This is a genomic window from Corallococcus sp. CA041A, assembly GCF_003612075.1.
In the GTDB taxonomy this organism is placed as follows: Bacteria; Myxococcota; Myxococcia; order Myxococcales; family Myxococcaceae; genus Corallococcus; species Corallococcus exiguus.
The window spans coordinates 18,696-30,701 of sequence record NZ_RAWF01000110.1 but is presented as its reverse complement, the minus strand read 5'-3'; the positions used below and the strand labels follow the sequence as shown (position 1 = coordinate 30,701).

Below are 12,006 nucleotides of genomic sequence, written 5' to 3'. Positions count from 1 at the left end.
GGAGGGGGCGGGCCCAGGTGCTTGGCCTGAGTGGCCAGGCAGGCCAGGGTGAGGCGGGCTTCGGCCAGGCAGGCCCGTGCCGCGGGGGCGGGGATGCCGGAGGATTCCTTCCACGCAGCGAGGCCTGCGGCGGCGGCGGCCTGGATGCGGGAGTCCCGGGCTCGCAGGGCGTCGGACAGCAGCAGCTGCTTCTGGGCGGGGAGGATGTACTGCTCCGAGACGTTCCTGACGCGGGCCGCGGAAGGCGCGCCCTTCAGGGCCTCGGTCATCACGAGCAGCAGGGCCGCCTCGGTCAGCGTGATGTGTGGGCTGCGCCGCGAATCCAACAGCAGGTCGAGGACGGCCTCGCGTCCGCCCAGCCGGTCCACATGGGGCGGGGCGAGCAACTTCGTCACGACGGCGGGCGTGGCGAACAGTCCGTCGAGCAGGCCGATGTCGCGCTCCATCACCCAGTCGACCAGCGCCTCGGCGCGTCCGGGGAGATACAGGCCCAGGTCATCGCGCAGCATGCGCAGGTGCGCCGGGGACAGCGGCTCGAGCACGCTCATCATCTCCGTGGAGGGCAGCTGCCGGAGGTGGCGGGACAGGATGGGGATGGCTTCTCCCGGGCAGCGCACCTCCGCGCTGGCGAGGGCGCGCAGCCGCTCCGCGGACATGGCCATGTCGGTGGCGTAGAAGAGCTCGAAGCAGGGAGTGCCTTCGCTCCAGAGCTTGAACGCCGCCGGGCTGGCGGTGCCCAGCTCCTGGAGCTCGAGGCCGATGTCGTGCAGCGGGAAGAGGGAGGGGTGCTCCCGGCGGACTTGGTCGAACCACGCGTTCTCCAGTGGCGTGAACGCGTTCTCCTGAAGTGCCGCGAGACTCGGCCATTCGCCCTTGCGCAGGCTCAGGAGCGCTTCGACCCGTGGGAACGGAAGGGCCGCTGCCTGCGATAGGAAGTCGCGCTGCACGGGGGCGGGTTGGTCCCACAGCCACCGGGCCAGGGGCTCCGCGCGACCTTCCAGGATGCCGAGCCGCTCTGGCAGGCGGATGCGCTGGGCATGGGACATCAATGCCAGACACCGTGGACCCGGGCAGGCGCCCTCCTGGAACAGACGGGGGAGGGCCACGCGCAGGCCTTCCGGATGGCAGTAGGGCACGAGGACCGCGTCCATCAGCTGCTGCTGACGTGCGAGGCGCTCCGCGAGCTGGACGCGTTGTTGGGGCGTGGCGGTGACGCCGCAGAGGAGCATGGCGGGCGTGGGCGGGCTCAGCGGATACAGCTCGCGCGCGGTGGGATGCGCGGCGTATTCCATTCGCGCGACGCCCACGCCTTCGCGCGTGAGGCCCACCAGCTGGGTGAGCGCCTCGGTGCACGGATGCTCCGGGGCGTAGGGCCCGCCCGTGCAATCGAACCTCCTGCCGATGGCGTGATAGCGGAAGAGCGGATCGGCTGTCTTTGCCCAGGCCTCACAGTCCACGGGCGCCACGCGGGCGTTGGCGTCCGTGCGGGTGATGACGCGTTCGTGGCCCTCCATGCGGAAGCGCAGGTCCTGCGTGCCGGCCGTCACGCCGCGGGCTTCGAGCTTCAGGGTGGTATCCGGAGCGCGGCCCGCTTCGAGGACGGTGAAGACGAACTGGCAGCCTCCGACGGAGTGGGACTCGGGGGCGGGTGGACGGGTGCCGTCGGCGCAGGGCAGGGGAAGGAAGCCGACGGCCGCGGGGAGGTCGTAGCGGTCCTTCTCCCCGAAGAAGGCATGTTCGGCGGTGTAGAGCGCGGAGAGTCCGCACACGGCTTCGGCGGAAGGGTCTGGCCGCGCGCCAGTGGCCATGGCCAGGACGACCCATAACCACCCTGTGGCGAAGCCCATGCGGCTGTTCCCCTCTCCGGACGTAGAGCCTGGGCGACCTGGGCTGTTGGCCGCAAGCCCCCGGGCGTCCGGCGACCCAGCTTCCGGGAACCCTCCGTATTCCTTTATGTCCGCACACCGCGAAGCGCGGGGGATGCCTGCGATGGAGGCCTCAATGGGACGAGGCCCGTGGCTTGGAATGGAGCGATGAAATGAAGTTCAAGGCTTTGGGGCTGTCGGTGGTGCTGGGGTTGTCGGCGGGTTGCGCGTCGGGGCAGCCCACCGCGCTGGAGCGGCGGCAGGCGGTCCGTGAATCGCAGGACAAGACCTACCGGAGCACGGAGGGGTTCCAGACGGTCCGTTGGGGGATGACGCCGGAGGAGGTGCGCGCACAAATGCCCGAGGCGAGCGTGGGCCCGGATGGGACGCTTCGGATGAAGACGGCCATCGCGGAGGTGCCGGCGGAGGTGGCGTTGGGGTTCCTGGACAACCGGCTGGCGGCGGTGGACGTGTTCTTCGAGGAGGTGGCGGACCCGCGCACCTTCCACTCGCTGATGCGGGACCTGCTCACGCGCAAGTACGGAGAGCCGAAGAGGCCCATCGACGTGGCGCGAGAGTTGAAGTGGGAGCGGCTGCCGATCCGCTTCGCCGCAGACCTGGCGCCCATTGAGGACCTGGAGGCCGCCGCGACCGTTCAGACGACGGAGAGCATGCTGTCCTCCCAGGCACGTCCCAAGCTGCTCAATCGCTGGACCACGCTGGAAAGCCACGTGAACCTGACGCAGTGGTCGATGCTGTCCCGGAGTGTCGTGGCCATCCAGTATGAGTCCGCGAAGTACGCGCCCAAGCGCGCGGACCTCATCGGGCGATACAGCACGAAGGCACGTCAGGAACTGGTGAAGGAACTCTGATCAGCCTTCGCGGGGCGCCGCCGCGCGGGACAGCTGGTCTCGCACGGCGGTCCTCGCCGTCAGGGTCGTACCGCCTCGGCTCATGTCTTCCGCTTCCCCCGTCCCCGGACCTTTGACTCAAGCTGCTTCGTCTTCTCCACGGCGCGGTCGAAGTCGGACGTGGGTTGGCTCGCCTCAATCCGTCGTTGTTCCGCGCGGTAGTTGTCGAACTCTGACTCCGCATGCGCGCTGGCCAGTTCGCGACTGACCCGCCCTGCGTGCGACAGGACATCGCGTTCGTTGAACTCCAGGAAGCCGTCCAGTTTCGCCACCCAGTCCTCCATGGTCATGGGGCGCCGCCGCCGTGCCTGGTCCTCCGCGTAGTCCAGATACATCGTGACGATGCGGTTGAGTTCCTGAAGCTCCTGCTGCTGGAGGTAGTTCTTCGCGACCGTCACGTCGGCCCTTCGGATGGGGCCCTTGGGGGCGCTCTTCCAGGTCGAGAGCCCCATGTTCGGCTGTGTCGCGTCGGCGCGCTCGCGGATCAGCTCGGCGGCGGTGTGTCCGTGAATGGCCCAGTGAAGCTTGTTCTGCACGGTCGCATAGAAGATCTGGGTGAGGTCCGACTGTGAGTCGTAGTCGAAGCTGCACTGGGCATAGATGTCGGTGACCTTCTGGTAGAAGCGCCGCTCCGAGGCCCGGATCTCGCGGATGCGGTCGAGCAGTTCGTCGAAATAGTCCTCGCCCAGATGGGCCGTGGACTGGAGCCGGGCGTCATCAAGCACGAAGCCTTTGACGAGGAATTCGTCCAGACGAGCCGTCGCCCACTGTCGGAAGCGCGTTCCCTGGGTGGAACGCACGCGGTACCCGACGGCGAGGATCGCCGGGAGGCAATAGTGCTCTACGAGCCGCGCGACCTCGCGGGCTCCCTCGATTTGAACTATCCGGAATTTCCGGATGGTTGCTCCGGGATCAAGTTCTCCCTCCTCATGGATGTTCTGGAGGTGCTCGTTGATGGTCCGGACATCCTTGCCGTACAGCTCGGCCAGCTGCTTCTGGGTCAGCCAGACAGTCCCTTCCTCAAGCCGCACGTGGACCCGGGACGCCCCATCGTCGCCAACGTAGACCAGGAACTCCCCTGCATTGGGGGCGAGCGCCTTCTTGTCGGTGGTCATACGTGCGACTCCACTTGGTCTAGCCGCTCACCCATTTTCATGCGCCCCACACGCCCGGAGACTCAGCTGTCGCGGGGCGCCGCCGCGCGGGACAGCCGGTCTCGCACGGCGATGCCCAGGCCGCTCGCGGCGGGCAGACAGGCCACGAGCACGTCGTGGCCCTGTTCGTCGGCTTCACGCAGCCGCGCATAGAGGACTCGCGCGGCCTGCGCGGGTTCTCCCGGCACGTCGAAGCGCTGCACATCGCCAGGCAATGACAGCGACGCAGGACCCAACACGCCTACGCGCAATCCCTGTGCACGCAGTGCTTCCACCCGTTGCACTGCCTCATGCGGCTCCGCGAGCACCACGCCCGCCCTGGGCGCGTAGTGTGACTCCAGCGAACCAGACACGCGCACCGTGGTCGACGTGCGCACCGGCACCGCGCGTCCCAGCACGCGCTCGATGTCCTCCGTCGCAAGTCCTCCGGGCCTGAGAATCGCGGGGGCTCCGGAGGACAGGTCCACGATGGTCGACTCCACGCCCACCGTGGACGGACCTCCGTCCAGCACCAGGTCCACGTCGTCGCCCAGGTCTCGCTGCACGTGCTCCGCGGTCGTCGGGCTCACCCGGCCGAAGCGGTTGGCGCTGGGCGCGGCCACGCCTCCTCCCAGTCGCTCGAGCACCTCCATCGCCACGGAGTGGCCGGGCACCCGCAGCGCCACCGTGTCCTGGCCTCCCGTCACCGCGTCCGTGGCCTTCGACGTACGCCGCAGCACCAGCGTCAGCGGACCCGGCCAGAACGCCCTCGCCAGCGCCTTCGCTTCGTCCGGCACCTCACGGGCCCACTCCGGCAGGTACTCCTCATCCGGGATGTGGACGATGAGCGGGTGGTTCGCCGGCCGGCCCTTGATGGCGAAGACGCGGCGCACGGCCAGCTCGTCCTCGGCGTTGGCAGCGAGGCCGTAGACCGTCTCTGTTGGCAGGGCGATGACACCGCCGCGTCGCAGCAATTCGACTGCACGGTCGAGGAGGTCGGGAGTAAGCATGCTCGGGTCGCACTGTCTCCCTTGGAGAAACCATGGGCAAGCCGCACGTTTTCGAAGCGCACAGCCAGATGCCGGTCCCCGCCGCCGACCTCTTCTCCTGGCACACCCGCGAGGGGGCTTTCGAACGCCTGTCGCCCCCCTGGGAGACCGCTGAAGTCGTGGAGCGCTCCGGCGACGGCATCCGCCCCGGTGCCCAAGTCGTCGTCAAACTCCACCTGGGCCCCATCCCCCAGCGCATGGTCGCCGAACACACCGCCTACGTGGAGGGCTCCTCCTTCCAGGACACCCAGCGTGAAGGCCCGTTCGCGAAGTGGATCCACGACCACCGCATGAACCCCTCGGGCCCCCAGACCTCCATCCTGGATGACCACATCCAGTACGAACTGCCCGTGGGCGCGCTGGGGGACACCTTCGGCGGTGGCTACGCGCGCAAGCGCCTGGAGCGCATGTTCGCGTACCGCCATTCGCTCACCCGCGCGGACCTGCGCCGTCATGGGGCCTTCGCGAACGAGGGCCCGCTCACCGTGGCCATCGGCGGTGCGTCCGGCATGCTGGGCTCCGCGCTGGCGTCGTTCCTCACCACCGGCGGCCACCGCGTGAAGCGGTTGGTGCGCGGCCGGGCGAACGCTGCTCGCGGGGACATCTCCTGGGCTCCCGACAAGGGCACTGTCGACGCCGCGGGCCTGGAGGACGTGGACGCCGTGGTGCACCTGTCCGGCGCGAACGTGGGCGAAGGCCGGTGGACCGACGAGCGCAAGCAGGAGCTCCTCAAGAGCCGCACCGAGAGCACCCGCCTGCTGTGTGAGACGCTGGCCCGCGCCACCCGCAAGCCGCGCGTGCTCATCTGCGCCTCCGCTACCGGCTACTACGGCAGCCGGGGCGACGAGGAACTCACCGAAACGTCCTCCTCCGGCGACGGCTTCCTCGCGGACCTCACGCGCCAGTGGGAGGCCTCTACCGCGCCCGCACGGGAAGCGGGCATCCGCGTGGTGAACCTGCGCATCGGCGTGGTGCTGGACGCGCGCGGCGGGGCGCTCGCGAAGTTGGCGCTCGCGACCCAGGCGGGCGGCGGCGGGCCCGTGGGCTCCGGACGTCAGTGGCTGAGCTGGGTGTCCCTGGAGGACGTGCTGGGCCTCATCCAGTTCGCCATCTTCACCCCGTCCATCCAGGGGCCCCTCAACGCCGTGTCTCCGAACGCGGTGCGACAGGGCGAGCTGGCGAAGGTGCTGGGGAAGGTGCTCCACCGTCCCGCGGTGTTCCCGCTGCCCGCCGCAGTGGTGAAGACCGTGTTCGGGCAGATGGGCGAGGAGACCCTCCTGTCCAGCACCCATGCCCTGCCCACGGTGGCCCAGGCCCACGGCTTCTCCTTCCTCCTGCCCGGCCTGGAGGAGACGTTGCGCTTCACCCTGGGCCGGACCACCGACGGCGCCGAATACCGCCACGGGTAAGCCCCGTGCTTGACACTCCTCGGGAGGGGCGACAGAAGTGCGCCGTTTCCCCTCGCTTCGAGGAGTCCTGATTGATCCAGGTCGAAGGGCTGACGAAGTTCTACGGCGAGCACGCGGCCATCCGGGACCTGGCCTTCACCATCGGTCAGGGCGAGGTCATCGGCTTCCTGGGCCTCAATGGCGCCGGCAAGTCGACGACGCTCAAAATCCTGGGGTGCGTGCTGCTGCCCACCTCGGGCCGCGTCGTCATCGACGGGCACGACGTGGTGAGCCAGTCCCATGAGGTGCGCCAGCGCATCGGCTACCTTCCGGACGTGCCCCCCGTCTACGAGGAGATGACGGTGGGCGAATACCTGGCCTACGTCGCCCGGCTGCGCGACGTGCCCGCCAAGGCCACCGCGTCCCACGTCGGCGAAGCCGAGGAGAAGACCGGCCTGCGCGACGTGCACGGCGAGGTCATCTCCACGCTCAGCCACGGCTACCGCCAGCGCGTGGGACTGGCGCAGGCGTTGGTGCACAAGCCCGCGCTGCTCATCCTCGACGAGCCGACCAGCGGCCTGGATCCGCTTCAAATCGTGGAGATGCGCGACGTCATCCGCGGCCTCAAGGGCGCGCACACGGTGCTCGTGTCCAGCCACATCCTCCCGGAGATCTCCCAGACGTGTGACCGGCTGCTCATCATCCACAAGGGCACGCTGCTGGCGCAGGGCAGTGAAGAGGATCTGTCGCGGAGCCTGGGCGGCCCGTCCATCGTGCTGGAGGTGCGGGGCGACCGCGCTCGGGCACTCGAAGCGTTGCAGGGCTTCGGCGCGGTGGAGGTGCGGGAAGGGGCGGGCGGAGTGCTGGCCCTGAAGGTCGCGGCGGCGCCGGATATTCGGCCCCAGGTGGCGCGGGCGGTGGTGGGCGCGGGACTGGAGTTGTTGCGCTTGGACGCGAACGAGGGACAGCTGGAGGCGCTGTTCCTGCGCCTGACGCATGGGCAAGAGGTGAAGGCGTGAAGGCGCTCTTGATTGCTCGCCGCGAGCTGGCCGGCTACCTGCGCACGCTCAGCGGCTACGTCATCCTGGCCATCATCCTCGCGGTGAACGGGCTGTTCTTCAATGCGTACGCCCTGGGCGGCGCGAGCAAGCGCTCCGCGGAGGTGCTGTCCGGCTTCTTCTACTACTCCAGCGGCTTCACCATCGTGGCGGCCATCCTGGTGTCCATGCGGCTGGTCGCGGAGGAGCGTCAGACGGGCACGCTGCCGTTGCTGTACGCGTCGCCGGTGCGGGACCGGGACATCGTGCTGGGCAAGTTCCTGGCGGGGCTCGCGTTCCTGGCGCTGTACCTGCTGCTCACGCTCTACATGCCGCTGCTGGTGCTGGTGAACGGCAAGGTGTCCTTCGGGCACGTGGCCGCGGGCTACCTGGGGTTGCTGCTGCTGGGCAGCGCGTCGCTGGCGGTGGGCACGTTCGGGTCGTCGCTCGCGAAGAACCAGCTGCTCGCGGCCATCTTCTCCGCGGTGATGCTGGTGGCGCTCATCCTGTGCTGGCTGCTGGCGCGCATCACCGAGCAGCCGCTGTCCGACGTCTTCAGCGCGATGTCGCTGTGGAATCAGCACTTCCCCCCGTTCCAGGCAGGGCTCATCCACGTGCGGGACGTCGTCTACTACCTGGTGGTCACCTACGTGGCGCTGTTCGCGGCGACGCGGGTGCTGGAAGCGCGGAGGTGGCGATGAGCTCGCCGGCTTCTTTCGGGACGGGGCTCGCCGCGACGGGGGCGTTCGTCGCGGGGCTCGTGGCCGTGTTCCTCGCGGAGCGCGTGCTGGGCGTGGGCTCTGGCCGCGTGGCGCTGGCGTCGCTGGGCACCGCCGTGGTGGTGGCGGCGACGGCGTGGCGCGCGGTGCGGATGATCGCCGCGCCCGCGGACCGGCGCGCGCTGGAGCGGTGGGTGCTCACGCTGTACGTCGTGGGGCTGGCCGCGCTGGTGCTCTACTTCGTGAAGGGGGACGTGGGGACGGCGCTCCTCGGTGAGCCGCTGTCGCGTTCGTCGCCCAGGCTGTCGGTGGTGCTCGCGGTGCTGTTCCCGGCGCTGCTGTTGTGCTCGCTCGTGCCGCTGGCGATGGTGGAGGCCGCGCTCGTGGCGATGGCTCGGGCGCAGGTGCCGGAGACGGGGCGCGTGAAGAGCGCGCTGTTCTCAGGGCTGGGCATGGCGTTCGTCATCGTGTTCGCGTTCGCGGCGACGTACGTGGCGACGCAAGCGGATCCGACCTGGGACCTGTCGTACTTCCGGACCGCGAAGCCGGGCGATGCGACGCGCAAGCTGGTGCGCGGCCTCAACGAGCCCTTGCAGGTGACGCTCTTCTTCCCGCCCGCGAACGAAGTGGGCGAGGCGGTGCGGCAGTACTTCCGCGACCTGGAGCCGGAGAGTCCGCAGCTGGGCGTGGAGTCGTTGGACCAGGCGGTGGAGCCCGCGCGCGGCAAGGCCCTGGGCGTCAGCAACAACGGCTCCGTGGTGCTGTCGCGGGGGGCCCGCAAGGAGATCCTCACGCTGGGATTGGACCCGGAGCGTGCTCGCGGGCAGCTCCAGCGGCTGGACGCGGAGGTGCAGCGGCGGCTGCTGGCGGTGGCGAAGCCCCAGCGCATCGTCTACCTCACGGGAGGCCATGGGGAGCGCGCCGACACGCGCCCCGTGCAGGGTGAGGCGGCCCGGCCGTCGGTGGCGCAGTTCAAGGAGTTGCTGCGCTCGCAGAACGTGGATGTGCGCACGCTCACGGTGGCGGAGGGGCTGGGCTCGGCGGTGCCGGGCGACGCGGCGATGGTTGCGGTGCTGGGGCCCACGCGGGAGCTGCTCCCGGAAGAGGCCACCGCGCTGCGCGAGTACTGGGAGCGGGGAGGGCGGTTGTGGATCGCGCTGGAGCCGGATGGTGCGGCGCTGGAGCCGTTGCTGCAGCCGATGGGATTGAAGTCCCTGCGCGTGCCGCTGGCGAATGACCGGGTGTACTTCCGCACCACGCGTCAGCTGAGCGACCGGGCCAACCTGGGCACGGCGAGCTTCTCCTCGCACCCGTCGGTGACGTCGCTGTCCGCGCTGGGCTCACAGGGTGCGGTGGCTTTCATGGGTGCGACGGCGCTGGAGCCGCTGACGCCGCCCGTTCCCGGCGTGATGCTGGACACGAGCGTGCGCGCGCAGGGCGAGACGTTCGCGGACCGCAATGGCGACTTCGAGCCGGAGCCGGGCGAGGTCACGAAGGCGTGGCCGCTGGTGGTGGCGGTGGAGCGGCCAGCCCCGGAGGGCAAGCCCGCGCCGCGCGCGGTGGTGATGGCGGACGCGGACGCGCTGGGTGACGGCATCCTGGGCAACGTGGGCAATGCGTATCTCGCGGTGGACACGCTGCGCTGGCTCTCTGGCGAGGAGGCGCTCTCCGGCGTGACGACGAGCGAGGAGGACGTGCCGTTGCAGCACACGCGCTCGCAGGATGTCGTGTGGTTCTACGCGACGGTCTTCGGGATGCCGCTGGCGGTGCTGGCGGTGGGCTTCTTCGTGACGCGGCGGCGTGGACGGCGTGCGCCCCGGAGCACCGCGGTGGTGGGAGGTGCGCGATGAAGGCTCGCGACGTGGCGGTGCAGGGCGTGCTGGCGGGCGTGGCGCTCGTGGCCGCGTTCTTCGTGTGGCAGCGCGAGCCTTCGCGTGCGCAGGGGGAGGTGACGGTGGAGGACGCGCAGGCGAGCGCGCTCGACCGCATCCGGTACGACGAGGAGTCGCGCTTCGTGGAGTTGTTCCGCGACCCCCAGGACCGTGACACCGTCTGGGTCCGCCTGGGCAACAAGCCCGCGAAGCCGGGGGCCGAAGCTGGAGTCGCCAGTGATGCGGGCAGCGCCGCGCTCGACGCGGGAGCACTGGCCCACGTGACGTTCGACGCAGGCCCGCAGGTTGGCGCGAACTCGCCAGCAAGTGCCGGCAACACAGGCGCGCTCACCGAGACCACCGACGCTGGGGTCGCGCCTCGGGCCAACACAGGCGCGCTCGCGATGACCACCGACGCGGGGGTTGGCTCTCGCGCCAACGCAGTCGCGCTCGCGGTGACCACCGACGCGGGGATTGAGCCTCGCGCCAACGCAGTCGCGAACGCCTCCGCCGACGCGGGGACACCCGCGAGCCCCGCCCCGGTTTCTCCGCCCCGCGAGCTGCGCGGCAACGACGTCGCGCTGAAGCTGTTCTCCCGCTTCGCTCCGCTGCGCGCGCAGCGGGACCTGGGCGTCCTGGACGACAAGAAGCTGGACGAAATCGGCCTCGCGAAGACGGAGCGCGGCCTGACGCTCACGCTGGATGGCACTCCGAAGACGTTCCGCCTCGCCACGCCCGCTTCGGGCTGGGGCGCCCCCTATCTCCAGCGCACGACCGACGGGCACGTCTTCCTCCTCGGGCCCGGACTGCTGCCGGACCTGGAGGCCGCGGCCAGCCGGCTCGTGGACCGGCGCCTGCACACCTTCGACGTGGACGGCTTCGACCACATCGTCATCTCCACCGGCACCACGTCCCGCGCCTTCGTCGCCAGCGGCAAATCGCCAGGCGCTGTGCAGCTGTCGCCCGTGGACGCCCCCGGCACTCCGGACGACTTCGCCCGCAACTGGCATGACCGCCTGTGGCGCCTCACCCCCGTGGAACTCCTGGGCCGAGGCGAAGCCCCTCCGGGCCCGGCCCCCACGCCGGCCTTCCGCGTGGAATACCAGCGCGCCGGCAAGCCCGTGGGCGAGCTCTCCATGGCGAAGACGCCGGACGGTTCGTGGTACGCGCGCACGGAGTTCACCGCCGGCTGGACGCGCATGGGCGGCGGACTGGAGCTCCTGGCCGAGGACGCCGCGAAGCTCACCGCGCCGCGCTGAGGCTCACCGTGCGGTGGACTCCGCCTCCACGTCCAACCGCACGTCCACGAAGCTGTAGGCCGGCCACGGCCCCGTGAACCGGAACGTGTACGCGTCCAGCCGCGCCACCAGCGACTGCACCCGCGCCTCGAACGCGGCCACCCGCGTGCGGTCCACCAGCCAGGCCGTGTTGAGCATCATCCTCTCACCCAGCGGCGGCGCTTCGTGCGTGGCCTCCGCCAACGGCCGCAGGCCCGCCCTCAGCCCGTCCAGGTCCTTCCGGGTGCAGTCGTGCAGCGCCGCCTCCAGCCGAGCCTCGTGGTCCTCCTCGAGCTCGGCGGGGCCGCGCGCCAGCTCCGGCCGCGTCTCCTGCAACCTGCGCGTCAGCGCGTCGCCGTGGCAGTACACCTTCAGCCCCAGCTCCACCCGGCCCTCCAGCTCGGACAGCGCCCGGCTCAGCGGCGCGCGCGCCACGCGCAACAACTCCCGCACGCGCTCCTCCGACGGCAGCACCGTCCCGAAGGCCACCGGCACCAGCGTGTGCTCGCGCACCACGGCCTCCGTGACGCGCTGGTGCATCAGGAGGTACGTCCGCGTGGGCACCACCCGGGGGCCCGCCACTTCGGACACCAGCGCCGTGAGGCCGCCCTCGTGCACCCGTCGCACCGGGGCCTCATCCAGCCCCGCGAGGTCCAGCGTCCATCCGCTGTCCTCGCGCACGATGCCGTAGAGGTAGTGTACCCGTCCCTCGCGCGAGGACTCCGCCTGGGTCTTCGTCGTCATGACGTGCCCCCT

9 protein-coding genes and 1 pseudogene are annotated in these 12,006 nt (G+C 70.3%); 6 read left to right on the top strand and 4 right to left on the bottom strand.

The window, feature by feature from the left end; genetic code table 11:
* A pseudogene (locus D7V77_RS20620) lies at positions 1-1,808 on the bottom strand (hypothetical protein); the annotation flags it as partial.
* Between the two features lie 230 nt (positions 1,809-2,038).
* Between D7V77_RS20620 and D7V77_RS20615 the strand changes: the two are divergent.
* Positions 2,039-2,737, top strand: coding sequence for a hypothetical protein (locus D7V77_RS20615; RefSeq protein ID WP_120578002.1), 699 nt, complete (start codon positions 2,039-2,041; stop codon positions 2,735-2,737).
* 80 nt (positions 2,738-2,817) lie between these two features.
* On the opposite strand, the gene D7V77_RS20610 is transcribed toward D7V77_RS20615, so the two are convergent.
* Complete coding sequence (locus D7V77_RS20610; protein ID WP_120578001.1) at positions 2,818-3,891, bottom strand: virulence RhuM family protein; 1,074 nt, start codon at positions 3,889-3,891, stop codon at positions 2,818-2,820.
* A gap of 62 nt (positions 3,892-3,953) precedes the next feature.
* Positions 3,954-4,919 (bottom strand): L-threonylcarbamoyladenylate synthase, encoded by a 966-nt coding sequence (locus D7V77_RS20605; RefSeq protein ID WP_120578000.1) that lies wholly within the window; start codon positions 4,917-4,919, stop codon positions 3,954-3,956.
* Between the two features lie 32 nt (positions 4,920-4,951).
* Here D7V77_RS20605 and D7V77_RS20600 point away from each other — a divergent pair, with 32 nt between their 5' ends.
* The 5 genes from D7V77_RS20600 to D7V77_RS20580 all read left to right on the top strand — a co-directional run bounded on the left by D7V77_RS20600 (position 4,952) and on the right by D7V77_RS20580 (position 11,232).
* A complete protein-coding gene (locus D7V77_RS20600; RefSeq protein ID WP_120577999.1) occupies positions 4,952-6,367 on the top strand; it encodes a TIGR01777 family oxidoreductase in 1,416 nt (471 codons plus the stop codon).
* A gap of 71 nt (positions 6,368-6,438) precedes the next feature.
* Positions 6,439-7,365 carry an ABC transporter ATP-binding protein gene (locus D7V77_RS20595; RefSeq protein ID WP_120577998.1) on the top strand — a complete coding sequence of 309 codons (927 nt, stop codon included), beginning with the start codon at positions 6,439-6,441 and terminating at the stop codon, positions 7,363-7,365.
* Complete coding sequence (locus D7V77_RS20590) at positions 7,362-8,084, top strand: ABC transporter permease (RefSeq protein ID WP_014394402.1); 723 nt, start codon at positions 7,362-7,364, stop codon at positions 8,082-8,084. Before D7V77_RS20595 ends, D7V77_RS20590 begins: the two co-directional genes overlap by 4 nt.
* Entirely contained in the window at positions 8,081-9,952 is a 1,872-nt protein-coding gene (locus D7V77_RS20585) for a Gldg family protein (protein ID WP_120578004.1), read from the top strand. The genes D7V77_RS20590 and D7V77_RS20585 overlap by 4 nt, the downstream gene beginning before the upstream one ends.
* On the top strand, positions 9,949-11,232 hold the full coding sequence (locus D7V77_RS20580) for a hypothetical protein (protein WP_120577997.1): 1,284 nt from the start codon (positions 9,949-9,951) through the stop codon (positions 11,230-11,232). The genes D7V77_RS20585 and D7V77_RS20580 overlap by 4 nt, the downstream gene beginning before the upstream one ends.
* Positions 11,233-11,235: 3 nt before the next feature.
* On the opposite strand, the gene D7V77_RS20575 is transcribed toward D7V77_RS20580, so the two are convergent.
* Complete coding sequence (locus D7V77_RS20575) at positions 11,236-11,994, bottom strand: GvpL/GvpF family gas vesicle protein (protein WP_120577996.1); 759 nt, start codon at positions 11,992-11,994, stop codon at positions 11,236-11,238.
* Positions 11,995-12,006: the final 12 nt, after the last annotated feature.

Coding starts and splice junctions, on each gene's coding strand:
- D7V77_RS20580 (WP_120577997.1), top strand. CDS start 9,949: ATGAAGGCTCGCGACGTGGCGGTGCAGGGCGTGCTGGCGGGCGTGGCG.
- D7V77_RS20600 (WP_120577999.1), top strand. CDS start 4,952: ATGGGCAAGCCGCACGTTTTCGAAGCGCACAGCCAGATGCCGGTCCCC.
- D7V77_RS20610 (WP_120578001.1), bottom strand. CDS start 3,891: ATGACCACCGACAAGAAGGCGCTCGCCCCCAATGCAGGGGAGTTCCTG.
- D7V77_RS20605 (WP_120578000.1), bottom strand. CDS start 4,919: ATGCTTACTCCCGACCTCCTCGACCGTGCAGTCGAATTGCTGCGACGC.
- D7V77_RS20575 (WP_120577996.1), bottom strand. CDS start 11,994: ATGACGACGAAGACCCAGGCGGAGTCCTCGCGCGAGGGACGGGTACAC.
- D7V77_RS20585 (WP_120578004.1), top strand. CDS start 8,081: ATGAGCTCGCCGGCTTCTTTCGGGACGGGGCTCGCCGCGACGGGGGCG.
- D7V77_RS20615 (WP_120578002.1), top strand. CDS start 2,039: ATGAAGTTCAAGGCTTTGGGGCTGTCGGTGGTGCTGGGGTTGTCGGCG.